17 protein-coding genes are annotated in these 24,497 nt (G+C 73.4%); 10 read left to right on the top strand and 7 right to left on the bottom strand.

What is annotated here, in order from left to right:
- The first annotated feature begins 138 nt into the window (after window positions 1-138).
- From OG462_RS07185 to OG462_RS07170, 4 genes are all read left to right on the top strand, one after another.
- The gene (locus OG462_RS07185; protein ID WP_406055569.1) at window positions 139-339 is read left to right on the top strand and encodes a hypothetical protein; all 201 of its coding nucleotides are present in this window, start codon (window positions 139-141) and stop codon (window positions 337-339) included.
- Between the two features lie 120 nt (window positions 340-459).
- Entirely contained in the window at window positions 460-3,543 is a 3,084-nt protein-coding gene (locus OG462_RS07180; RefSeq protein ID WP_406055567.1) for an AAA family ATPase, read from the top strand.
- A 270-nt stretch (window positions 3,544-3,813) separates the two neighbouring features.
- A complete protein-coding gene (locus OG462_RS07175) occupies window positions 3,814-5,646 on the top strand; it encodes a BTAD domain-containing putative transcriptional regulator (RefSeq protein ID WP_406055565.1) in 1,833 nt (610 codons plus the stop codon).
- Between the two features lie 181 nt (window positions 5,647-5,827).
- A complete protein-coding gene (locus tag OG462_RS07170; RefSeq protein WP_406055563.1) occupies window positions 5,828-6,313 on the top strand; it encodes a hypothetical protein in 486 nt (161 codons plus the stop codon).
- A gap of 41 nt (window positions 6,314-6,354) precedes the next feature.
- On the opposite strand, the gene OG462_RS07165 is transcribed toward OG462_RS07170, so the two are convergent.
- The 6 genes from OG462_RS07165 to OG462_RS07140 all read right to left on the bottom strand — a co-directional run bounded on the left by OG462_RS07165 (window position 6,355) and on the right by OG462_RS07140 (window position 14,385).
- The gene (locus OG462_RS07165) at window positions 6,355-8,505 is read right to left on the bottom strand and encodes a prolyl oligopeptidase family protein (RefSeq protein ID WP_406055561.1); all 2,151 of its coding nucleotides are present in this window, start codon (window positions 8,503-8,505) and stop codon (window positions 6,355-6,357) included.
- Window positions 8,502-9,965 carry an MFS transporter gene (locus tag OG462_RS07160; protein WP_406055559.1) on the bottom strand — a complete coding sequence of 488 codons (1,464 nt, stop codon included), beginning with the start codon at window positions 9,963-9,965 and terminating at the stop codon, window positions 8,502-8,504. Before OG462_RS07160 ends, OG462_RS07165 begins: the two co-directional genes overlap by 4 nt.
- Entirely contained in the window at window positions 9,962-10,909 is a 948-nt protein-coding gene (locus tag OG462_RS07155) for a DUF6895 family protein (protein WP_406055557.1), read from the bottom strand. The genes OG462_RS07160 and OG462_RS07155 overlap by 4 nt, the downstream gene beginning before the upstream one ends.
- A 2-nt stretch (window positions 10,910-10,911) precedes the next feature.
- A complete protein-coding gene (locus OG462_RS07150; RefSeq protein WP_406066404.1) occupies window positions 10,912-12,108 on the bottom strand; it encodes a radical SAM protein in 1,197 nt (398 codons plus the stop codon).
- Between the two features lie 110 nt (window positions 12,109-12,218).
- The gene (locus OG462_RS07145; protein WP_406055555.1) at window positions 12,219-13,217 is read right to left on the bottom strand and encodes a DUF6895 family protein; all 999 of its coding nucleotides are present in this window, start codon (window positions 13,215-13,217) and stop codon (window positions 12,219-12,221) included.
- Window positions 13,189-14,385 carry a glycosyltransferase gene (locus OG462_RS07140; protein WP_406055553.1) on the bottom strand — a complete coding sequence of 399 codons (1,197 nt, stop codon included), beginning with the start codon at window positions 14,383-14,385 and terminating at the stop codon, window positions 13,189-13,191. The genes OG462_RS07145 and OG462_RS07140 overlap by 29 nt, the downstream gene beginning before the upstream one ends.
- A gap of 576 nt (window positions 14,386-14,961) precedes the next feature.
- On the opposite strand from OG462_RS07140, the gene OG462_RS07135 reads away from it, so the two are divergent.
- Genes OG462_RS07135 through OG462_RS07110 form a run of 6 tightly spaced genes read left to right on the top strand, consistent with a single transcriptional unit; the run spans window position 14,962 to window position 22,062 of the window.
- A complete protein-coding gene (locus tag OG462_RS07135) occupies window positions 14,962-16,191 on the top strand; it encodes a radical SAM protein (RefSeq protein WP_406055551.1) in 1,230 nt (409 codons plus the stop codon).
- The gene (locus tag OG462_RS07130) at window positions 16,188-16,850 is read left to right on the top strand and encodes a hypothetical protein (protein ID WP_406055549.1); all 663 of its coding nucleotides are present in this window, start codon (window positions 16,188-16,190) and stop codon (window positions 16,848-16,850) included. The genes OG462_RS07135 and OG462_RS07130 overlap by 4 nt, the downstream gene beginning before the upstream one ends.
- Window positions 16,847-17,089, top strand: a complete 243-nt coding sequence (locus tag OG462_RS07125; RefSeq protein ID WP_406055548.1) for an aroma-sacti cluster domain-containing protein — start codon at window positions 16,847-16,849, stop codon at window positions 17,087-17,089. The genes OG462_RS07130 and OG462_RS07125 overlap by 4 nt, the downstream gene beginning before the upstream one ends.
- A 41-nt stretch (window positions 17,090-17,130) precedes the next feature.
- Window positions 17,131-20,616, top strand: a complete 3,486-nt coding sequence (locus OG462_RS07120) for an adenylate/guanylate cyclase domain-containing protein (RefSeq protein WP_406055546.1) — start codon at window positions 17,131-17,133, stop codon at window positions 20,614-20,616.
- On the top strand, window positions 20,613-21,452 hold the full coding sequence (locus tag OG462_RS07115) for a S8 family peptidase (protein ID WP_406055544.1): 840 nt from the start codon (window positions 20,613-20,615) through the stop codon (window positions 21,450-21,452). The genes OG462_RS07120 and OG462_RS07115 overlap by 4 nt, the downstream gene beginning before the upstream one ends.
- A gap of 25 nt (window positions 21,453-21,477) precedes the next feature.
- Window positions 21,478-22,062, top strand: a complete 585-nt coding sequence (locus OG462_RS07110; RefSeq protein ID WP_406055543.1) for a GAF domain-containing protein — start codon at window positions 21,478-21,480, stop codon at window positions 22,060-22,062.
- 88 nt (window positions 22,063-22,150) lie between these two features.
- Here the strand turns inward: OG462_RS07110 and katG are convergent, their stop codons facing one another.
- On the bottom strand, window positions 22,151-24,340 hold the full coding sequence (gene katG, locus OG462_RS07105) for a catalase/peroxidase HPI (RefSeq protein ID WP_406055541.1): 2,190 nt from the start codon (window positions 24,338-24,340) through the stop codon (window positions 22,151-22,153).
- Window positions 24,341-24,497: the final 157 nt, after the last annotated feature.

The raw sequence follows: 24,497 nt of genomic DNA, 5'->3' as shown, positions 1-24,497 counted from the left end.
TCGACAGGGGTACGCGCCGACAGCTCACCCCGTCCGCTCGACCAGCCACATCGCACCACACGCCCATCCGCACCACACGCACACCCGCACCATCCGCACGACCACCACTCCCGCGGACACGAAGGACGAGTGAGGACCATGCAGATCAGTGACTCGGTGACGTACGTCAACGGCGGCGCCGGCGCGGAGACCGCGGCCCAGGACGACCCGGTGGGCGAGGTGACGCTCGGCACCGGCGGCCAGCTGGGGCGGCGCAGCCGGCTCCTCAGAACGGCTGACTCGGACACGGTCGCCTCGTGGGACATGCCGTACACCACGGGCACCATCACGGTGTCCTGAGAGGAGAACGGGCGGGTCACCTGGCGACGGGGCGCGGATGACACCGTGATCGAACGGACTTGGGCCGGGGGGCTCCCCGGCCCACTGCCGTGCGCGAAAAGGTTCAAGTAGCCTGCGGACATGCGTGCGACGTCGTCGGTCATCGTGGGGCGGGACGCCGAGATCGAGTTACTTGGTGAGGCCCTGGAGAGCGCCCGCAAGGGCGCTGGGCGGGCCGTGTTCCTCGTCGGCGAGGCGGGGATCGGCAAGTCCCGGCTGGCGGGCGAGTGCGCCCTCCGCGCCTACGACCGGGACATGCCGGTGCTGCGCGGCCGTGCCACGGCCACCGGGCTCGTCGTGCCCTTCCGGCCGCTGGTCGAGGCGCTGTCCTCGCGGTTCCGCGCGGCCGGCGCACCGGACGACCCGGAACTCGACCCCTACCGGCCCGCGTTGGCCGGTCTGGTGCCGGAATGGCGGTCCGCCACGGCCGCGCCCGGCTACGCGATCTCGCTCGTCGAACTGGCCGAGGCGCTGCTCAGACTGCTCGCGGTGCTGGGGCGCGAGCGGGGCTGTGTGATCCTCCTGGAGGACCTGCACGACTCCGACACCGAGACGATCGCGGTCGTCGAGTACGTAGCCGACAACGTGGCGGACCTCCCGGTCCTGCTGGTGGGAACGCTCCGGCCCGACCCCGGCCCGGCGTTGGACCTCGCGCTCGCCGCGGAGCTGCGCAACACCGCCTCGGTGACGGAGCTGGGGCCGCTGGGCGAGACCGCTGTACGGAACATGGTGGACGCGTGTCTGGACGCGGCCCCCGGTGAAGTGCCCCCGGACGCGCATCGGCACCTCTCGCAGCGCGCGGGTGGGAACCCGTACCTCGTGGAGGTCCTGCTGGCCGACCTGCTGGACATGGGGCGGCTGAGCAGGGCGGACGGCGGATGGCTCCTCGCCGATCACGGCGAGGCGACGGTACCCACCGGCGCGGTACGCAGCTGGGCGCGCCGGCTGGCCCGGCTCGACGAACCGGTGCGCGAACTGCTGCTCATCGCCGCGACGCTCGGCGGCCGGTTCTCCGTCGGAGCACTGAGGGCGGTGACCGGTCTCGACGACCGGGCGCTCTTCGCCCACCTCCGGTCCGCCTCCGAGGCGGGGATCATCGCCCCGGACGGTGCCGCCCACGACCACTACACCTTCCGCCACGTCCTCACGGCGGACGCGCTCAGGGCCTCGCTGCCGCCCGCCGAACAGGCCGCGCTCGCCCGGCGTGCGGCCTCGGCCATCGAGGAGTCCGCCGGTGTGTCGCTCTCGACTGGTCACTCGAGCGATCTGTCGGGTGAACTGTCCGGGGAGCAGAGTCAGTTGGTCGCAACCCTGCGGCTGGCGGCGGGTGACAAGGTGGCGGCGTCCCGGCAGTTCGCCCAGGTGGGGCGGCAGATGCTGGACGCCGGTGCGTCGGGCTCGGCCGCCGTGCTCCTCGAGCGCGCTCGGGGGCTCGCGGCCGACGGTGAGCGGGACGAGGTGACAGTCCAACTCGCCATCGCCCAGGCCGAGTCCGGGCGAGTCGACGCGGCCTCCGCACTGCTCGACGACCTTCCGCCGGTGCCCGCCGGGTCCCGCGCGGCGGAGGAACGGGCCCAGGCGCAGACCCAGGTCGCGTGGGTCGCGACCATGGCAGAGCAGCAGGAAGAGGCACGCCGCCGGATCCGGGCGGCCCGCGCGCTGCTCGGGGCCGAGCCGCGCCCGGAGCAGGAGGCGGCGCTGGTGGTGGTCGAGGGCCATCTGGCGCTGCTGCCGGAGCCGGATCGCCGAGACGGCCGGGGCGACGGACGTGGCTCCGCGGGCCGGGACGGGCGCGAGCGGCTCAAGGAGGCGGAACGTTCCGCCAGGAGCGCCGCACTCACCGCTGAACAACGCGGCCGGCCCGTGGTGGCCTGTCAGGCGTGGCAACTCCTCGCCCTGCTGTCGCGAGAGCGCGGGTTCGACGAGGCCGACGCCTGCCTGGTGCGCATGCTGGAGGTCGCCGAGAAACACCGGCTCGCGGTGTCCCGGGCCGAGGCGTTGGTGCGGCTCGGCACCAACGCGTTCATGAGGACCGGGGAGGCGACCCAGCTGGAGACCGCCCGCGCGGCGGCCCATGAACTGGGTTCGCTGGCCGTGCTCCAGACCGTCGACGGGCTGCTCGCCATGCAGAGCGTGCTGGGTGGACGATGGGACCGGGCGCGGGAGATCGTCGATCGGTCCGTCGAAGCGAGCGCCCGCCTCCAGAACCTGTCGGCACACCGCTATCTGCTGCTCGTCGACGCCACGCTCGCCGCCCACCAGGGGCGGGTCCGCGAGCAGGAACGGGCCCTCGTCCGGTTCCGCCGGGCGGGCGGCGAGGAGTCGATGCTCGTGCCCCTGCAGCGCGGACTGTGCCAGGCCGTGGGCGCGCTGATGGCGGAGGACCGGAAACGGGCGACGGCCGAGCTCGACGCGGCCCTGGCCTGGGAGCGGGAGCACCCGAGCTTCTTCTACCTCAGCGGGCGGTACGGGCTCCGCCCGCTGTTACGGATCCTCGACGGCGACGGCGATGGCGACGGCGATGGCGACGGTACGCGAGGCCGTAGTGGCGGGGGCCGGGAGGCTTATCGGGAGGCGCTCGCCTCACCGGGCGGGCAGCTGGCCTGGAACCGGATGTTCCTCGGGATGGCGGACGCGGTCCTGCGCGGCCGGGACGGCGACCGGGACGGCGCGCGGCGCGCCGTGGCGGAGGCCGGCCGCGCGGCGGCCGTGTTCCCGCAGGCCTGGCATCTCGCCCTGCGGCTGGTCGCGGAGGCCGCGCTCGCCGACTCCTGGGGCGAACCGGTCGCGTGGCTGCGGACCGCCGAGGAGTACTTCCACGAGGCGGGCGTCCAACCGGTGGCCGGCGCCTGCCGGGCGGTCCTGCGGCAGGCGGGAGTCAGCGTTCCGCAGCGGCGGGGCGGCCGGGAGCGGATCCCCGCGGAGCTGCGGACCGCAGGCGTCACCCCGCGCGAGTACGAGGTGTTCGTGCTGCTCATGGAACGGCCGGGCAATCTGCAGATCGCCCAGCGGCTGTGCATCTCGCCCCGGACGGTGGAGAAGCACATGGCGAGCCTGATGGCCAAGACCGGCTGCCTGGACCGCTCAGCGCTGTGCGCGCTGTCGGCGGAGCGGGCGGAGGACGAGGGAGCGTCACGTGCCTCTGCCCGGTCGCCGTCGGGCTGATCCGGGCGGGCGGGTGGGCGGGCGGCCCGGGGACTGTCCCACCCCAGGTGGGGGCAACAGGTCGGGGCTGCCCCCGGTGGCGGACCAGGGATGTAGGGGGTCGGCGGACCCGGAATGGGGGAAGTTCCCGCCCCTATGGGGGTCCGGTCCCCCAGGACACGGTCGCCTGTGGCGCGACTGTGAGGGTCCGGCACCGATGTGTGAAGACTCTCGGGCGGTGGATCATCAGGCGGACCGACCAACTCCCGTCCCCATACGGAGGTTCGCTCGATGCCGAGTCCGTCCGCGCAGCCCGCAGCGTCACCCGGCACACTCCGGTTCTCCGTCCTCGGCCCGCTCGCGGTCCACCGGGACGAACAGGCCCTGCCCCTCGGCCCGTTGAAACAGCGCATGGTGCTGGCGACCCTGCTCGCGTCCGCCAACTCCCCGGTCTCCGTGGACGCGTTGACCGATGCGGTATGGCCGGAGGAGCCCCCGCGTACCGCCCGCAAGAACATCCAGGTGTACGTCAGCGCCCTGCGCGCGCTGTTCGGGGAGGGCGACGACCGGGATCGGCCCCGGCTCACGCACACCGGAGGCGGATACGTACTGCGCGTGGCGGAGGACGAACTCGACCTCCTGAGGTTCCGCTCCCTGGTGCGGGCCGCCGAGGGGCAGCCGTCCCACTCGGCCGCCCGACTGCTGCGGCAGGCCCTCGACCTCTGGCAGGGGCCGCCGCTGGGCGACGACCTCCGGCAGTCGCCCACGCTGGCCGAGGAGGCCGAACGGCTGCGGCTGCGCCATCTGGCGGCGTACGAGAGCTGGGCGGAGGCGGAGTTGGAGCTGGGTGGCTCGGCAGCGGTGGTCGAGGGGCTGCGGGATCTGGTGGAGCGGCACCCGCTGCGGGAGCGGCTCAGGTCCGCCTGGATGCGCGCGCTGAGCGGGTCCGGTCGGCAGCCGGAGGCGCTCGCCGTGTACGACGACTACCGGCAGCTGCTCGCCCGGGAACTGGGCCTGGAGCCGAGCGGTGCCATGGCCGCGCGCTACCGGGCGATCCTCGCGGGGGAGCCCCGGGTCGGGACGGCCGCGGCTGCCGGAGCGCCGGGCGGGGCGCCCGTCGGCGACCGGCCGCCGGCGACCGCACTGCCGCCGGACCTCGTCGACTTCACCGGGCAGGGGGAGGAACTCGGTTACCTCCTCGACCTGTTGGAGGACGGTGACGCGGGCGGTGTCGTGCTCCTTTCCGGGCCGGCCGGGGCCGGGAAGACCACGCTGGCGGTACGTGCGGCGCACCTGCTCGGCAACCCGTTCCCCGAGGGGCGGTTCTGCGTCTCCCTCCGGGACGCGGACGGCTGTACGCGCCCGCTCACCGCCGTACTCGCGGAGCTCGGCGAACGAACCGGGCAGACCGGCCTCTCCGGCCCCGGGGCGTGGCGGCAGTGGCTGGCGGACCACCGCGTGCTGGTGATCCTGGACGACGTGCCCGAAGAACGCGCCGTACGACCGCTGCTCCCGTGCGGCGGACGGGGCAGGGTGCTGCTCACCGCGCGTGGGCAACTGGGCGGTCTGGCGCCCGTGCACCGGGTCACCGTCCCGCCGCTCGACACCGCCGAGGCCGTACAACTCCTTGCCGGGCTCGTCGGCCGGCGGCGGGTGCGGGCGGACCGGGAGGCCGCGCTGCGGATCGTGCGCGCGTGTGGCGGATCGCCGCTGGCGGTCCGGGTGAGCGGGATGCGGCTCGCGGTGCTCCGCCACGTACCGCTGAGGGAGTTCGCCGACCGGCTGACCGACCCCGGAGGAGCCCTGGACGAACTGACCTCCGGGGACGTGTCGGTACGGCAGTGGCTGGCCCGCGGCTGGGAGACGCTGCCGGAGGAGTGCGGCCGGGACGCGGGACGCCTGGCCACGGGCACCGGGGACGGCCCGTTCGGCCTGACGGAGGCGGCGGAGGCCCTCGGCTGCGACGAGCGGCACGCCGTGCGGGTGGTGGAGGCGCTCATCGACGCCGGCATGGTCACGTCGCCGGGCGGCGAGGTCACCGCGCACGCGGCGCAGTACGACATGCCGCACTTGATGCGGCTGTACGCACGGGGCGCGGGCTACGGGACCCCGGTGCTGACGTAGCGGCGGCGGGTGGTGAGCGGTGCGCCCTGACAGCCACCGGTCCGGCGCCCCCGTGCATCGTCGCATGCGAGACTTCGGGCCGGGCGGACGCGTACGGGAGGAGCGGGTCGTGGGGGTCTGGGCGGGCACGAGAGGGCGCGGATGCCGTGTCGCGGTGGTGAGTGGCGCCATCATGCTGTCTGTGGCGGGGTGTTCGCCGGAGCTACGACCGCTCGCGGCGGTGTACGTGGACCGGCAGGGCACCGCGCACGCGCTGCTGAGATCCTGCGACAACGACGGTCTGGTGCGGGGTCCCGGCCTGCGTGGCAGCGAGACGCGTGCTACGGAAGAGGCCACGCCCGGCACGGCGCACGGCACCGCACCGGAAGCGACCCCGACGGAGGAGCCCTGGATCGGCTGGGAAACCCGCGGTGCGCACAAGGCGGCGGACTTTCCACTGTTCGCGCCGCCCCCGCAGTGGGCGGCCGAGACCCGTGGTCAGCAGACGCTGCGACCGGGCTACTCGTACGAGCTCGACTTCGCCGATCCCGGTGACTCCTATGCCTACAGAGCCTCAGTGACGTTCGACGCCCGACAACTCGCAGGGGTGCCGGCCGGAGAGGTTCTCACCCACCGGGGCACGATGACGAGAGAGGCATTCGAGGATCTCGCCCGAGAGGCTTGCTGACCGCTGCGGCTGCTCCGATCCACCGACGGCCGCGCCCTCCGCTACGGGGAGCCCGGCGCCCCGAGGCCCACATGAGTCGCCAGGAAGGCCAGGCACTCCGCCTGGAGGGCCGTCGCGCGGGACGCGGAGCGGTCGCCGTGGCCGACTCCTCGCTCCAGCCGCAGCAGGATCGGGCCTGTGCCCGACGAGGCGTGTTGGAGTGCGGCGCACATCTTGCGGGCGTGCAGCGGGTCGGTCCTGGTGTCGCCGTCCGCGGCGGTCAGCAGCACCGCCGGGTACGCGGTCCCGGGCGTGACGCGGTGGTAGGGGGAGTAACCGAGCAGCACCGGCAACCGCGCCGGGTCCTGCGCGCTGCCGTACTCCGGTGTCCAGCTCGGGCCGAGGCCGGACAGCTCGTACCGGACCATGTCCAGGAGCGGTGACGAGCACACCACGGCGGCGTACTTCCCCGGCTCCTGCGTGAGCGCCGCGCCGACGAGCAGCCCGCCGTTGGAACCGCCCATGATCGCGAGCCGGCCGGGCTCGGTCCAGCCCGCCGTGATCAGCAGGTCGGCCGCCGCGGCGAAGTCGTCGAAGGTGTTCTGCTTGTGCTCCCCGCTGCCGGCCCGGTGCCACGCCTCGCCCTCCTCACCGCCGCCGCGCAGCCCCGCCCAGGCGAACACCCCACCCGCCCTGACCCAGGCCAGGACCTGGGCGCGGTAGCGGGGCGACATCGTGCGGCCGAAGCCGCCGTACCCCGTGAGGAGCGCCGGGCGCGGCCCGTCCGGGCGTCCGGTGGGGGAGATCACGAACATCCGTACCGTCGTCCCGTCCCGCGACGGGAACGCGACCTGGCGGGTGACCGCGCCGCCGACCGCAGCGCCGCCGACCGGCGGCGCTGCGGTGGCGTCCCGCGACCAGCGCGTGACGCGGTACGTGCGCGCGTCGAAGTGGAGTACTCGCACGGGAGTGACGAAATCCGTGTACGCGAACCAGGCCTCGTGACTGCCGGACGCACCGGCCGAGAAATCGCCGACCGCGCCGGTGCCGGGAAGCGGGACCGTGGCCACCTGCCGGCCCTCGACCAGGTCGTGCACGGTCACCTCGGCCACCGTGTCGCGCGTCCAGGCGGCCAGGCCGAGCGGGTGCTTCAGCTCCGGACCGGAGAGCACGACGAGGTGTGTCAGCACCGCGTCGTGCCGTTCGGGGACGACCTCGTCCCAGGCGTCTGGGCCCAGGTGGAGTTCGTCCGGCCGGCACGCGACGACGCGACCGCGAGCGGCGTCGCGGTCGGTGCGCAGCCATACCCGGTCCGACGGCCCGGTGCCGGGCACCGCGTGCAGGCGGGTGGCGGCACCCATCCCCTCCTGAACCGGCCGGAGCAGCGGGCGGTCGAGCGGGGCGGCGGACAGGTCGGCGAGGTAGAGGTCGGTGCCGCGGCCGGTGCCGAGCGTGGCCGTGATGCCGAGCCAGCGGCCGTCCGCGGTCACGGAGACGCTGTAGAACTGGGTTCTGTCCCGGCCCTCCCCGAAGACCACGGGGTCGGCGTCCGGTGAGGTTCCGACCCGGTGCAGGCAGACTCGGCGGTGGTAGCGCCCTTCGCCCGGGTTCAGCCGGGGGTCCAGGTGCCGGACGTAGTAGAAGGCGGCACCGCCGGGCAGCCAGCCGATCGACGACTTCCGCACCCGGTCCAGCGGCCCGTCCACGACCTCCCCGGTGGCCACGTCGATCACCCGGAGCAGCGAGTCCTCCGTGCCGTCCCGGGACACCTGACAGGCCAGCAGATCGCCCTCCACGGACGGCTCCCAGGCGTCGAGCACGGTGCGACCGGACGGGTCGAGGGCGCTGGGGTCGAGCAGCACCCGTTCCGCCGTGCCCGCCCCGGCCTCGGCCACCACGAGCACCGGATGCTCCTGGCCCGCGTCCTGCCGGAGCCAGAAGACCCTGCCGCCGCGGACCTTGGGCGTCCGGACGCGGTCGACGGCGCCGAGCGCCGCCACCTCCGCCTCCCACCGGTCCAGGTCGGGCCAGGCCGCCCGCTCCGCCGCGTACAGCGTCTCCTGCTCCGCGCTCCAGCGGAGCGTCGAGGCCGCCTCGGCGTCCTCCAGCCCGCGGTACGGGTCGGGGACGCGGAACCCGTGGAGTTCCTGGACGACGTCCTGCCGCTCCGCGTGCGGGTACGGGCGCCGTGTCGGTCGGGCGTCGGTGGTCACTCCGGGCTCCCTCGGTCGTGGTCGGGCGGACGGTGGCCGCGGGCCCCGGCCGGCGGAGTGACGTCGACGGTCACCGCGGAGGCTGTCCCGGCGTCTTTCCTGGCACCGGTCCCGGCGCCCTCCACGGACCTCTCCGCGGTCGTCTCGGCGGTCTCCGTGCCCGGCAGGGCGAGCCACGCGAAGACGCCCGACAGGACGACGATCACCCCGGACACCGCGAAGATCGTGTCGATGGGACCGAACCGGACACCACCGACCGAGCCCGCGACGTCCGTCAGGACGGAGCCGGCGAGCCAGCCGGACAGGACCGCGGCGAGCATCGACGCCAGCTTCGTCACCGGATAGAACACGGCCATCACCCGGCCGCGGAAGTCCGGGGGCGCCGCCGCGAGCAGCAGCGGTGCCATCGCCGTGTTCAGCACGGTGAGCGGAACGGTGAAGACGAAGAGCAGCGCGATGCCGCCGAGGAAGGTGGTCTGCCGGGAGTAGGCGATCAGGAGAACACCGCTCACCAGGAGGCTGATCCAGGTGCTCCGCCGCGCCCCGAGCCACTGCACGACGCGGCCCCCGCTCAACGCGCCCGTGATACCGCCCACTCCCATGGCCATGCCGATGTATCCGTAGAGATGGGCGTCCGCGTGAAGGTTGTCGGTGGTGAAGAAGACGTTGAGCGTGCTGAGCGCACCGATTCCGAACTGCCCGATGACGGCGAGCAGAAGCAGCGCGACGAGGAACCTGCTGCGCGCGAAGAAGCGCACGCCGTCCGCGAATTCCCGGCCCAGACTCGTCTGTTGTTTCCCGGGGGGCTTGCGGGCGGGGTTCTTCCCCGCTGCTTCGGGGGCCTGCGGACGTACCTCGATGGACCGGATCGCGACGTACGACACCGCGTAGGACAGCGCGTTGAAGAGCAGGGCCCACTGGATTCCGGCGGTGAACAGCAGCGGCGCGGCGATCGGAGGGCCGATGATCCAGGCCGTCTCGCCGGTCGCCTGGCCGATGCCCGCCGCCCGGGCGCGGTTGGCCTCCCCCTTCACGAGATCCGCGAGGATCGCGAAGCGCGCCGGTGAGAAGAACTGGCCGGCCGCGTGCAGCAGGAGCACGGTCGTGTAGACGAGGGCGAGCCAGACCCCTGCCGGGAGGGCGTCGGTCGGCAGGAACGAGACGACGGTCAGCACCACCACGAGCGCTCCGCGCACGACCTCGGTGCGAAGGAGTGTGGCGAGCTTGTCCCAACGGTCGACGAACACGCCCGCGAGGGGGCCGATGACCAGGACGGCGACGCTGGACGCCATCAGGACGCCGCTGACCGCCATCGGCGCCCACGACTCGCCCTTCGCCAGCACGGTGGCCACCCACAGCACCAGGGTGGTGCTGAAGACGGCGTCCCCGACGGACGAGACGGCCTGACCGAACCAGAGCCGGGTGTAGTCGCGGTTGATCAGTATGAGGCGCGGTGTCATGACGGCCGCCTCGACGAGGAGACGATCGACGCCATGAGAGCGGTCACGAGGGTCGTGTGGTACGCCTTCCGGAAGAACTCGCCGGCGGGCGTCGGAACCGTGGCCGACGGGGACGCCATGAGCGCCGCCGACCGCGCCGGGATCGCCCCGTCGGGCCGCTGGGCGCGCACCAGGCACTCCACGGCGGCGGCTCCCGAGGGCGTCCGCAGCGGATCTTCCCCGAGGACGAACTGCGTGAGGACGAGCTCCGCGGCCAGGTCCCAGCGGTCGTGCTCGACGCAGTGGAGCAGCATGCGGCGGACCAGGTCCCGTGCGTGCTCCAGGACGCCGTCCACGATGCCGGGGGCGACGCGGCCGAAGTCGCCGAGGTAGAAGGCGGTGTGCGTCAGGGCGTACGCCTGCGGGGTGGTGAGCGGCTCCACCGCGTCCTTCGAGGCCGCGTCGGTGGGTCCGGCCGTGTGGTGGCCGACGAGCGGGCTCTGCGGGAGGAGTTCGGCGTACGGCTCGATGCCGTGGCGGACGCCGGCCTTGTCCGCGTAGTAACGGATCTCGACGCGCCGGTACGGCGACTTCCCGCGCGGTGAGAGGAGGTCGGGGCCGAGAAGCGCGAGCGCCGCCCGGCAGTGCGTGTCGTCGATCCCGTCGGGGGCGAGCGCGGCGTAGATCAGTCGGTACGTGGAGGTGTACGCGGGGATGTCGTCGAAGAGCCGCGGGAACTCCGGATCCTGCCAGAGCTTCCGTACGAGGGCCGCCGCCCCGCTCAAGGGGTCCGAGGAGTCGTTCGGCCGTACCGCGCGGTGACAGAGCAGCCCCAACTCCAGTGCGGCCTTCGCCTTTCCGTGCGTCGCCGACCGGGCGCCCGCCGAGAACGGGTCGAAGAGGTCCAGGTTCCCGCCCAGCCAGTCGAGCGCGCCGGCGGAGAGCTGCTCCAGAGGTGAGGGCATGGCTACAGGCGCCCCGTCTCGTGCAGGTGGTCGAGCAGGGCCGTGTCGACGGTGTCACGGAACCTGGCGAGCGTACGGGCGTCCTCGTCGTAGCTGTAGAGGTCCTGGCAGGCGATCCAGCGGTCGCCGGTCACCGCGCTGGGCAGGTAGCCGTCGGCGACCGTGCCGACCTCCCAGTCGGGTTTGCCGGCGGTCTCCCAGCAGCTGGCGAGGGTCCCGTCGGCGCTCACGACGGCGCCGTAGCGGCCGTCGGCGTGACCGCAGGTGACGCAGGTCTTCCGGCCGCCGGGACGGTTCACGGTGAAGCCGAGGTCGAGCGCCCGGCGCTGCCACCGGGTGAAGGCGGCCGAGAGCTCACCCGTGTGCAGGAGGCTGTTGGCGTATCCGACGCCGACGTCGCCGACCCGGGCGAAGTACAGCGTGCACCGTGCGGGGTCGAGCGCGGTCGCGAGCCGGTCGATCAGCGCGTCGACCCCGTGGAAGGTCTCCTGGGAGACGTTCACCCGGAGCGTCCACCGGAGCGGCGAGACCTCGGAGGCCTTGACGATGTTGCGGACGATCTTGTCGAAGGTGCCGCTGCCGTCCGCCCTGCCGACCCGGATGCGGTCGTGGTCGTCGCGGTCGCCGTCGAAGGTGACCTGGACGGACGTCAGCCCGCGGTCGTGGAGCCGGCGCGCGAGGGACGGGGTGAGCAGGGTGGCGTTGGAGATCATCCAGGCCGAGGTGGGAGCGATGTCCGCGGCCCGCTCCAGGAGTTCCAGACAGCCGCGCGGGTTGAGGAGGGGCTCGCCGCCGAAGAGGAGGATCCTGAGCTTCTCCAGGCCCACGGCGGCCATCTGGCGCTCGGTGAACCCGAGGATCGAGGTGATCGTCTCCGAGGTGAGTCGGGTCCGGGCGATCCGGGGCGGCCGGCTGCCGCCCGCCAGGTCCTGGGCGGTGTTCTGGAAGCAGTAGCCGCAGCCCAGGTTGCAGTGGGTGCTGGTGAGGACGGTCAGCGCGTAGGCGCGGACGGTGGCAGGGGTGAACATGCCGCTGTCGCGCAGCCGTTGCTCCGCCTCGGGGTGCAGGGATCCGTCGCCGGTGACGTGCCGGGCGCCGAGACGGGCCACCCCGCCGGGGCCGAGGAACCACCAGTTGCGCTCGCCCCGGAGGAGACGGGCGCCGGAGGAGGCGAGGTCGGGGCTCGCCGCGTCACCGATCGCTGCCGGCCGTTCGAGGCTCGCTGCCTGGCCGGAGCTTGCCGCGTCGCGGATGCCCACTGCCTGGCCGATGCCCACTGCCTGGCCGACGCCTGCTGCTTGGTCGATGCTCACCGTGTCGCCTCCCGTCCTGCCGATGCTCCTGCGGTGGAGCGCCCGTCGGGACGGCCGTTCGCGACGATCAGCGTCGCGAGGGCGGTGACGAGGGTCGCCTGGTAGGACTTCCTGAAGTACTCCACGGGCGTCGCGTCCGCCGGGGCGCGCCTCACGACGGATTTCCCGGGGATCGCCCCGTCCGGCGCCTGGACCTCGGCGAGCATCCGGATGCCGGCCGCCCCGGAGGGCGTGCTCAGGGGATCCGCGCCGAGGCAGTACTGCGCGAGTACGAGCTTGCCGACGAGGTCCCACTCGCCGAGTCCCAGGCAATGGTGCGTGAGCCGCTCCACGACCTGGAGGGCCTGCTCCCGGGACTCCTCGGTCAGGCCGGGATCGCGGAAGCCGAAGTCGCTCAGGTAGAAGACGGTGTGCGTGACCACGCAGACGTCCAGGTCGGCCACCGGCAGGGTGGCGGCGCGAGCCGGCAGGCTGGCCGCGTACAGCTCCTCGTACGAGGCGAACTCATGGTCGGCGCCCGCGAGATCGGCGTAGAACCTGGCTTCCAGATGGAGATACGGGGGCTTCCGGCGCGGTGCCAGATAGCCGTCGCCCGCCAGCCGGTCGAGGACGGCACGGGGCGCGTCGGTGACGGCTCCGGCGGGGGAGGACGCCGTACGGGGAGTGGTCCCGGCCGGTGCCAGCCCCGCGTACATCAGCTCGAACTGCCGCGCGTAGCGTCGGTCGAGGGTGAGGAGATGCGGGAAGTCCGGTCGCTGCCAGGCCCGTTCAACGATCGACGTGGCCTCGCTCAGCGCGGCCTCCGCGGGCGTGGACTTCCCCCAGTAGCGGCAGAGCAGCGCGAGTTGGAGGAGGGCCTTGACGCGTGGGGTCACCGGCAGCTCCGCGTGACCGGCGGGCGAGTCGAGGTACCCCGCATGCCGCGCGATCCAGTGCCGCGCACCCATGGACAGACTCGCCACGGCCTCATCGAGGCCGACTGATCGCGTACTCATGGTTCTCCTTCGGGGTCGCGGATGCCTGAGCCACCCGCTCGACGATGTCGGCCGCGCGGGCCGCGCTGTCCACCGCGGCCAGCCTGGCGCCGAGCGCGCGGGCTCGGGTCCGCAGGCCTTCGTCGCGCCACGCCGACTCCAGCAGCGCCGACAGGTCCACGGACGGGGTCTTCGGGTCGCGCACGGCCACACCGGCCCGCACGCAGGCGCCGGTGAGCAGCGGCTGTTCGGATCCGTTGGGCGAGAGCACCAGGGGACGGCCGCGCAGGAGGGCCGACAGCACCGGTGCGGAGGTTCCGTTGGCCAGCACGAGCTCGGCCCGGTCGACGAACGGACCCATCCACGGCTCGCGTACGAGCACGATGTCGGCGTCCGGAGCGGGGCGCGGGTCGGTGGACCTGCCCTGCTCGACCACGGCCTGGAACCGTCCCCCGGTGAACGCCTCGTTGAGCCGCGGCCACAGGCTCCTGCCCCCGAAGAAGCGGCCCAGGTGGACGTAGACGACGGGTTTGCCGGACCGCGCCAGGTGATCCCCGACCGCTTCGACCTCCGTCCGTCCGGGAGTCGGTTCCCAGGCCAGCGGTCCCACGTGCCGTACCCGCTCGGGGAGTTCCGCGTCCGGGAATTCGAGCTCCGGATCCCCACGGAGCAACAGCGCGTCGCCGAGGAGCGGGTCGTCCCACCGGGAGGCACGCCCGGCCAGGCCCATCTCCTCCCGCGTCGCCGTGTAGAGGGCTCGGCAGTCGAGGGTCCGGCTCTCCCGGGTCCTGCCCAGGTGCGGCTCCCCGTCGCCGCCCCTGCGGTAGTCCCACAGGTGCACCGAGAGCCCGACCACGACCACCGGAACGTCCAGGGCCTCGGCGGCGAGCAGGGCGCCGTTGCACAGCACCGAGGTGACGAGGAGATCGGCCTGCGTCTCCCGGGCCGCGCGCAGGATCGCCCGGTACTGCGCCGCACCGGTCTCACCCCACCAGGTGGCGGAGAACGCCCGAGGGCCACCGAACTCCTCCGCCGTCAGCAACGGCAGTCCGGCCTCGGCCACGCCGGGCGCGGCGGAGGACCTGGCCAGTACGCCGACCTGGTGGCCCCGGCGCCGCAGTTCGCGCCCGGCTGCGATCGCCGGGTAGAGATAGCCGCCGTCGCTGAGCGGGCAGAGCAGGATCTTCACGACGCGCGCTCCCTCGGGATCCGGCGGGCGGTGGACGTGGGACGGCGAGTGGCCGCGGGCCCCCCGGTTCCTGGCACGATCTGCCGAGAACCGGGCGGCCCGCGAGGTACTCAGGACTCAGGACGCGACGAGTCGCGTTAGGAGATGTCGCTGGAGTTGTTGACGATGCAGCCGGCCTCGGCCTCCTCGTCCTCACCGTGCGCCACGACCTCGATGTCCTCGTCCTCGATCGGCTTCGGGTTCGTGTTCTCGGGCATGTTCGTCCTCCTCGATTGACGGCGTCGCCGCGCCGGCTGAGAAAAACGTACGAAGCGGCGGTATGGGAACGCCTGGTCGTCGGTTCGACGCCGGTATACGCCGACGACGCGGGCGGGGAACGACCCCGGAAACGGGCCGCGCGCCCTGCCACGCGGCCGCGTCCGGCCGGCGTGAGCGCGTCCGCGCCTACGCGGACCTGCGCATTAACCGATCCCCAGGCGTTCGTGAACCGGAATTCTGCCGACCGGGACCACGATCCAGGCACGCCCCGCGCGCGGTACGAGTGCGGAGCCGACACTCACCGAGGAGGAGGCGGACATGGACCTGGCGGAGCTCATCGGTCTGCGGCCGGTGCCCTGTGGCGGTCTCCTCGTGGCGCTCACCCGCCGCTGCCCCATGAGCTGCGCGCACTGCTCGACGGGCTCCTCGCTGTCGGTCTCCGAGGCGCCCGACCAAGAGCAACTCCTGCGCTTCATCGGTTCGTTCGGTGCCGAGGACCGTCCCGAGGTGGTCATGCTGACCGGCGGCGAGCCACTTCTGCTGCCGGAACCGGTCACCCGCCTGGCCGGCCTCGCGCGCGCCAAAGGATCCCGGGTCGCGCTGCTCAGCGGGATGTTCTTCGCCCGTGGCGGACGCGTTCCGGACCGGATCATGCGAGCGATCACGGCCCTCGACCACTTCTCGGCGAGCCTGGACGTCCACCACGAGCGCGAGGTCCCGCGCGCCGACGTGCTGCGAGCCCTCCGTGCCGTACTCGACGCCGGGGTCGACACGAGCATCCACCTCACCGGCACGGACGCCGACGACCCGTATCTGACGGACGTCGTCGCCGACGTACGCCGGGTCTTCGGCGCCCGGATGCCGATGCTGGTCAACGAGGTCCGGCCGCTCGGCCGGGCGGTGGGCCTCGTCCGGCCGACACCGTCGGGACCCGACGGCACCCTGGCGACGCCGTGCGCCCTCGCCGCCTGGCCCGTGGTCGCCTTCGACGGGACCGTGGCCGCCTGCTGCAACCAGTGGACGGTCGACCTGCGTCCCGTACCCCGGCACCTGCGGCTCGGACACATCGCCGACGACGACTGGCCGGCCGTCCGCGAGCGCTCCCTCGGCTCCCCGGTGCTGCGGATGCTGCGCGCCGTCGGACCCCGGCGGCTGCACGCCCGTTACGAGACCTCGCCGGCCCCGGCCGGCTACTGCCGCAGCTGTCACGCGCTCGCCGACCGGCCGGGCGTCCTCGCGGGTGCGGCGCGCGACGCCGGCGGCCGGGTCGGTGAACTCCTCGACCGGCTCACCACGGAGCAGCAGCGCGCGGCCGGACCCGCCGCTCTGGTACGGCGCATGGGCTGCGCCCGATACGCGCACCTGGTCGAACCGTCGGCCGGCGACGTACTCCCGCCCGCAGAAGAAGAACTGGCGCCCGTCGAAGAGCCCCTGCCCGCGGAAGAACTCCTGCCCGCAGAAGGGTCCCCGGCGGGAGGGTCCCTGCCCGCCGCAGAGCCCCTGCCCGCCCGCGCGTCGCTCACTGCAGAGGAGAGGAGCTGCCGATGAACGCCACCGCATCCCTCGCGCTCCGGACCAAACTCTCGCCCACCACGCCCGTCCTGAGAGCCGCGACCTCCGCTCTCTGGCGACCGGACGGACTGCGGGAGCGGTACGTGCGCTACCTGGCCGCCATGCATCCACTCGTACGGGCCTCGGTGCCGCTTCTCGTGCGGGCCGCCGAGCGGTGCGCCGAGCGGGACGACCCGGCCGCGCGGCGCCTGGCGGCGTACTACATCCGCCACGCCGAGGAGGAACGCGACCACGACGCCTGGCTGCTCGACGACCTGGCCGCCGCCGGTGCAGGTCCGGCCGCGGTGCCGCACCCGGTCGTCGTGGAGCTCGCCGGGGCGCAGTACTACCGGATCGAACACGAGCATCCCGTCACGCTGCTCGGTTACATCGCGGTCCTGGAGGGCAACGCCCCCGGGCCCCGGCTCGCGGACCGCCTCACCGAGGTCACCGGACTGCCCGGCGGCGCGTTCCGCACTCTCAGGGAACACGCGGAGCTCGACGGCGGCCACCTCGACGACCTGCACCGGGTGCTCGACGGGCTGGCGCCCACCCCCGCCCAGCAGACCGCGGTCTCCGTCAGCGCGCTGCACACGGCCCACCTGCTGACCCGGCTCTTCCTCGCCCTCGCCGCAGACCCCGGAGGACACGCATGACCGACAACGCCACTGCGCACGGCAGCGCCTCGACCGGCGACTCACGGCCCGGGCCCAGCCTGGAGGCGCTGGCCGCCGCCGGCTTCGACGTCGACGCCCTGAGCGACGAACAGCAGGAAGTCGTCCGGGCGTTGACCCCGGAGGAGTTGGCGCTGCTCGTCGACATCAGGGGACGGCTCGACGCGGCGGCGCCCGAGGTGCAGGCCCATGCGGACGTGGCGGGCGGCGCCCTGTTCTGACCCCGGCAGCCCCCGCCGTCCCCCGCCCACCGGAGGAATCCATGTCCTGCGCCTCGTGCCGGAGCCCACTGCCGCCCGGAGCCCGGTTCTGCCCTTCCTGCGGCAGTCCGTGCGCCCCCGGGCCGGTCACGGCCAGGCCGACCGGCCGCAAGGTGGTGACCGTCCTCTTCTGCGACCTCGTCGGCTCCACCGCGCTCTCCGGGGCGCTGGACGCGGAGACCCTGCGGTCGGTCACGCTCCGCTGGTTCGACCTGATGCGGCTGCGGATCGAGGAGCAGGGCGGCACCGTGGAGAAGTTCATCGGGGACGCCGTGATGGCCGTCTTCGGTGTGCCGACGGTCCGGGAGGACGACGCCCGGAGGGCGGCCTCCGCGGCCCTGGCGATGCGGGAGGCGCTCACCGGGTTCAACGCGCGTCTTGAGGAGGCCGTGGGTGTACGGCTGGAGATGCGGATCGGGATCAACACCGGGCAGGCGGTGACGGGTTCGGCCACGCAGCGGCAGGCGATGGTCTCCGGCGAGGTGGTCAACGTCGCCGCGCGCCTCGAACAGAACGCCGCCGCCGGGGAGATCCTCATCGGGCCCGGCACCCTGTCGGCCGCCGGGCCGGGGATCCGGACGACGGAGACCGGCCCTCTCCTGCTCAAGGGCAAGAGGGACCGGGTCGCGGCGCACCGCCTGATCGGCCTGGACGAGGAGGCCGCCCCGGAGACACTCCGCCGCTTCGACGTCGGCTTCGTCGGCCGCGGACGTGAACTCGCGCTGTTGGACCAGGCATTGGACCGGGTGGTCCGCACCCGCCGGGTCGATCGACTGGTGGTGAGCGGTGAGGCGGGCCAGGGCAAGACCCGCCTCGTACGAGAGTGGCTCCACCGGGCGACGTCGAGCGCGACGGGGCCGGAAGGGGCCCAAGGCCTGGCCGAAGTAAGGGCCTCGGGTCCGGCACCTGCTTCGGGGTCGGCCCCGGCCCCGGGCTCGGCCACGACCTCGGCCCCTGTCCCGGTCTCCGGCCCGGCACCCGCGCCGGCGCATGCCGCAGCCCGTGGCCCCCTTCAGGGTGTCGGGCGTTGTCGGGCCCGTGGCGAGCAGCCCAGTCTCGGGCCGCTCGCCGACGCCGTGGCCGGCCTGCTGCATCGCGTGGGCACGGTCGTACCGTCCCCCGAACTCGACCTGCTCCATCAGGGGCTGCTCCTCGACGGGACTCCCAACCCGTCCCCGGCGGACACCTGCGCGGCACTCGCCAAGGTCCTCGCCGAGCTGTCCGAGGCGCAGCCCCTCGTCCTGGTGATCGACGACTGCCACTGGGCCGCGCAGCCGCTCTTCGACGCCCTCGACCGGCTTCAGCGCGCACTCACCGACGCGGCCGTCCTCGTCGTCCTGCTCACTCGCCCCCACCTGTTCGACGTGCGCCCCGAACTCGCCCTGGACGCCGTGCTGCTCGGCGGTCTCTCCGACGCCGACGCACAGCTCCTCGCGGCCGAGCTGACCGGGCGAACGGCCGACAGCGAGCCGCTCGCCGCTCAGGTCCTGGCGCGGGTCGGCGGAAACCCGCTGCACCTGGAGCAACTGCTGGTCGCGGGGGACCCCGTCGACGCGGACAGTGTCCCGCTGCCGCTCCAGGCCCTGATCGGCGCCCGGATCGACGCGCTCGAACCGCCCGAACAACGGGCCCTGGGCCTGGCATCCGTCCTCGGTGGCGACTTCACCGCCGACGAACTCGCGGCGCTCGGCGGAAATCCCACCGAGTCGTGGACCCCGTCCGAGCTCCGGACCACCCTGCACCGGCTGGTCCGGCACCGTCTGATCAGGCCGGACGGCGGGGCGTTCCGCTTCGCCGGAGGGCTCGTCCAGGAGGTCGTCCACACCAGCCAGTCCAAGCAGGACCGGGCCGACCGGCACGAACGGGCGGCACGCCTCGAAACGGTCCGTCAAAGGGGCAGCGCCGCGGTCGGGGCTCATCTGGAACAGGCGTACCGCTACCGGTTCGAGCTGGGTGCCCAGGACGCGCACACCGACGGGCTGCGCCGGCGCGCCGCCGACGCGCTCGCCGAGGCCGGGCGCCTCGCGCTGGCCCACGCCGACCCCGTATGGGCCGCCGATCTGCTCGGCAGGGCCACGGCCCGGTACACGGCGGGCGAGCCCGGCAGGACGGCGACACGACGGCGACTCGGCCAGACGCTGCTCGACCTGGGGCGGGTTCCGGAAGGCAGGGCGCTGCTCGAAGCGGTCCTGGCCGAGGCCCCGGCGGCAGGCGCGGACGCGGTGGAAGCCGCGCACGCCCGTCTGGGCCTGGCGTCCGTCGGCGGATCGTCAGGGAGGCGTTCGGAGGGCAGCCGGCCCGAGCGCAGCCGTCCCGGGGCGAGCCCGGCCGAGGCGGCCCCGTCCGGGGGCAGTCCGTGCGCCGACGTGAGTCCGGTCGCTCGGAGCGGTGCCCGGGAGGGGCGGGACACGGGGCCGGGTGGGTCGCCGGTCGAGGTCGCTCACACGGGGCCGGGTGAGTCGCCGGTCGAGGTCGCTCGTGCCACCCTGCCCGTCTTCGCTGCCGCCGGTGACGATCTCGGGCAGGCCCGGGCCTGCCTGCGGCTCGCCCAGCACGCTCAGGAGCAGGGCCGGCACCGGGAGGCCGAGCGGCTGCTCGACCGGGCCCTCGGGCACGCCGTACGGGCCGACGCCGAGCCGGAGCGGGCCGCGGCCCTCGGTGCGACCGGGGTGTCGCTCTGGCGCGGCCCCCAGCCCGTCGCGGACGCCGTGGTCCGCTGCCGCGCGCTCCTCGCCGAGCAGGGGGCCGGCCGCCGCGCCGTGCGGCTGACGCTCAACTGCCCGTTGGCCGTCGTGCTTGCCCTCCACGACGACCGTGACGGGGCGCTCGCCTGCCTCACCGAGGCGGAACAGCTCGCGCTCCGGCTCGGCTATGCCGAGACCGACGCCTTCCTGCCGATCTTCGCCGCGACCGTGGCCGACCTGGCCGGCCGCCACGAGGAGGCCCTCCTCAGCCTGGAGCGGGCCGCTGCCGCCGCGCGAGCACTGGGCGCCACGGGGCTGCTGCGCAGTGCCCTCGTCGACGCCACCCGCATCCGCCTCGACCTCGGCGACTGGCGTACCGCACACGACACCCTCGCCGAGCTGGAACCGACGGCGGAGCGCTCGGAACCGGCCCGCCCGCGCGCCGAGTCGGCCGATCTCGACGGCCTGCGCGCCCGGATCGCCGCCGTACGAGGGGACTCCGCGGCCGCCACCCGGCTGGCCGCCCGGGCGCTCGCCACCGCCGCCCGCACCGACTCGCCCATCGTCCAGGGCCTCGCCGCCCTCGACTCGGCCCGTACCGCCCTCGCGCTGGGCCGCCCGGCCGATGCGGCGGAGGCGGCGACGCGCGCCCGTCGGAGCTTCGCCGCCAAGGGCCACCTCCCCGCCGTCCGCGAGGCCGAGGCCATGACTGCCGCTGCGGCCTCGCGGGGTCACGCCGGCCCGCTCGGTCACGGCCCCGCCGTCCCACCCACCCACGGAAGCGGAAAGGAGGCACCGCGATGACCCTCGGCCAGCGACCGGCCCCCGCCGCCGGACTCACCTGGGGCCTGCGAGGACGGGGCCCCGCCGACGTACCTGTGGAGGCCGACCACCCTCCGGAATCGCCCGAGGGAGGTCTCCTCGGCGGCACCGGGCGTGGCGTACGCGTCTGCGTGGTCGACTCGGGCGTCGAACAGGACCACCCCATGGTCGGCCCCGTCGCCCAGTCCTGGCGCGTCTTCAAGGACGACGACGGGGTCCACGTCGAGGAGACCGAAGAGGGCGATGCCTGCGGTCACGGCACCGCCTGCGCCGGGATCATCCGGCGCACCGCCCCGGACTGCGAGCTGTCCAGCATCCGGGTGCTCGGCGAGCGGTTCTCCGGCAGCGGCGACATCCTGCTCGAAGGGATCCGGTGGGCCGTGCGCCAGCGGTTCGACGTGGTGAACCTGAGCCTCTCCACCAGCCATGGCCGCTTCGTGGAGGAACTGCGCCGACTGGCCGACGAGGCGTACTTCCAGCAGACCGTCATCGTCGCCTCCGCACACAACACGCATGTGGAGAGCTTCCCCTGGCGCTTCTCGTCGGTGATCTCGGTCGGCAGCCACCAGGAGGACGACCCGGACCTCCACCTCTACAACCCCGAGCCCCCGGTGGAGTTCTTCGCCCCCGGCCAGAGGGTCCAGGTGGCGTGGCTCGGTGGTACGTCGATCCGCACGTCCGGCAACAGCTTCGCCACCCCGTTCGTCGCGGGGCTCTGCGCGCGGATCCTGTCGAGCCGCCCGCGGCTGACGCCGTTCCAGCTGAAGAACGCCCTGTACCTGTCCGCCGCCAACGTCCGTGTCCACGGCCGCCGGTAACGACCGGCGCCGGAAGGGAACCCCCATGGCTCAGACGATCGCCCCCGCCATGTCACCCACACCCCGGCCCGATCCGGCCATGGCGGAGCTCCTGCAGTCGGTGGTGGACACCGCGCGCGCCATCTTCGGTGCCGAGGCGAGCTCCATCCTGCTCCTTGAGGCGGCAGCGGACGAGCTCGTCTTCGAGGCCGTCTCCGGGCAGGGCCAGGAGTTCCTGGTGGGCCGGCGGTTCCCGGCGGGCCGGGGGATCGCCGGCTGGGTCGCCGCCTCGGGCGAGCCGATGGTGGTCGACGACCTGCACGACAGCACGTCCTTCGACCGGGACGTCGCCGAGTCCACCGGCTTCGTGCCGAACGCGTTGATGGCCGCCCCGCTCGTGCACGGGGACCGGGTCCTGGGCGTACTGGAGGTCCTCGACCCCTCTCCGCAGGCCCGGTCCAGCCTGTCCGAGCTCGACCTGCTGAGCCTCTTCGCCCGGCAAGCCGCGGTGGCTCTGAACGTCCTCACCACCCACGCACCACGCGGGGCGGCGCCGGCCGCCCACGAGGACCCCGCGCGCACCGAACTCCTGCGCCTCCTCTCGGAAGCCCGCCGCCTCCTGGAGGAGTGAGCCCCCTTTCCCTGCCCCGACCGTGCCGCCCCGGCCCTCACTCGTGCCGTCCCGGCCGGCCGGTCTCCGGCCGGCCGGGACGCCTGGTTCAGGAGAGGTCGAACCGGTCCAGGTTCATCACCTTGTCCCACGCGGCGACGAAGTCACGTACGAACTTCTCTCCCGCGTCCCGGGCCCCGTAGACCTCGGACAGTGCGCGGAGCTGGGAGTGCGAGCCGAAGACGAGGTCGGCGGCGGTGGCGGTCCACCTGGCCTCGCCCGTGGTGCGGTCCCGGCCTTCGTAGACGTTCTCGGTCGCCGTCGACGGCTTCCACTCCGTACTCATGTCGAGCAGGTTCACGAAGAAGTCGTTGGTCAGGGTCTCCGGCCGGTCGGTGAACACTCCGTGCCGGGACTGCCCGAAGCCGGTGTTCAGCGCCCGCATGCCGCCGACGAGCACCGTCATCTCGGGAGCCGTCAGCGTCAACAGGGCGGCGCGGTCGAGGAGGAGGGTCTCCGGCGACAGCTTCTCGCCCGCCCGGAGGTAGTTGCGGAACCCGTCCGCCCGCGGTTCGAGCACGGCGAACGACTCCACGTCGGTCTGCTCCTGCGAGGCGTCCGTACGTCCCGGCGAGAACGGGACCGTGATGCCGTGCCCGGCGCTCTTCGCGGCCTGCTCGACGGCCGCGCAGCCGCCCAGGACGATCATGTCGGCGAGCGAGATCCTCACCCCGCCGGCCTGGGAGTCGTCGAACTCCTGCCGGATCCGGTCGAGGGCCTCTACCGTCCCGGCGATCTCGGGCAGGTCGTTGACCTCCCAGTCCTTCTGCGGGGCGAGCCGGATCCGTGCCCCGTTGGCCCCGCCGCGCTTGTCGGTGCCGCGGAAGCTCGCCGCCGACGCCCACGCGGTGGTGGCCAGCTGGGAGACGGAAAGGCCCGAGTCGAGGATCCGGCGCTTGAGTTCGGCGACGTCCGCGTCCGTGACCAGTGCGTGGTCGGCCGCGGGGACGGGGTCCTGCCACAGCTGCGGCGCGGGAATCCACGGGCCGAGGTACCGCGAGACGGGCCCCATGTCGCGGTGCAGCAGCTTGTACCAGGCGCGGGCGAAGGCGTCCGCGAGCTTGTCCGGGTTCTCGTGGAAGTGCTTCGCGATCGGAGCGTAGATCGGATCGAGCTTCAGCGAGAGGTCCGTCGTCAGCATGATCGGGGCGTGCCGCTTCGACGGATCATGGGCGTCGGGCACCGTGCCCTGGGCCGAGGGATCCTTGGGGGTCCACTGCTGAGCACCGGCCGGGCTCGTCGTCAGCTCCCACTCGTACCGGAACAGGTTGTCCAGGAAGCCGTTGTCCCACGCCGTCGGCGCGGTGGTCCACGCGCCCTCCAGGCCGCTGGTGAGCGCGTCGGCGCCCTTGCCGCTGCCGCACGTGTTCCGCCAGCCGAGGGCCTGCTGCTCGATGGGGGCGGCCTCGGGCTCCGGACCGATGCACGAGGGATCGACCGCGCCGTGACACTTGCCGAAGGTGTGGCCGCCGATGATGAGCGCGGCCGTCTCCTCGTCGTTCATGGCCATGCGCCCGAACGTCTCGCGAATGTCCCGGGCCGCGGCGATCGGATCCGGATTGCCGTTGGGGCCTTCGGGATTGACGTAGATCAGGCCCATCTGCACGGCGCCGAAAGGACCGGTGAGATCCCGGTCGCCGGTGTAGCGCTCGTCTCCGAGCCAGGTGTCCTCGGGCCCCCAGAAGACCTCCTCGGGCTCCCAGATGTCCTCCCGGCCGAAGCCGAATCCGAACGTCTTGAATCCCATGGATTCCATGGCGCAGTTACCGGCGAATACCAGGAGGTCGGCCCAGGAGATCTTCCGGCCGTACTTCTGCTTGACCGGCCAGAGCAGTCGGCGCGCCTTGTCGAGGCTCGCGTTGTCCGGCCAGCTGTTGAGCGGGGCGAAACGCTGCGCGCCGGAGCCGCCACCGCCCCGGCCGTCCTCGATGCGGTACGTCCCCGCCGCGTGCCAGCTCATCCGGATGAAGAGCGGCCCGTAGTGGCCGTAGTCGGCGGGCCACCAGTCCTGCGAGGCCGTCATCACCTCGAAGAGATCCTGCTTGAGCGCGTCGACGTCGAGGGTCGCGAACTCCGTCGCGTAGTCGAAGTCCTCGTCCATGGGATTGGCCTGGGGCGAGTGCTGGTGGAGGACCTGGAGGTCCAGCTGGTTCGGCCACCAGTCCCGGTTCGTCCTGGGGGGCGTCTCCTTGGGGGCCGGGGAGGGGATTGCCGGGTTCTCGCTTTCGCTGCCGGACACGTCCGTCCTTCTTCCTGTCGCGATGTTTCCGTCTGCCGGCCGCATGCTCGTGACGTCGTCCGTTTTTCAGGTGTCGAGCACGGCGACTCGGCGTCCGTATGGTCGCGCACTGCGGACCGCACCGCTAAGAGAACACGCAGGGCACCACCGCGTAACA

The sequence above is a fragment of the Streptomyces sp. NBC_01077 genome (assembly GCF_045162855.1).
GTDB lineage: Bacteria > Actinomycetota > Actinomycetes > Streptomycetales > Streptomycetaceae > Streptomyces.
The sequence above is the reverse complement of the archived record's forward strand: the minus strand, read 5'-3'. Positions and strand labels throughout refer to the sequence as shown.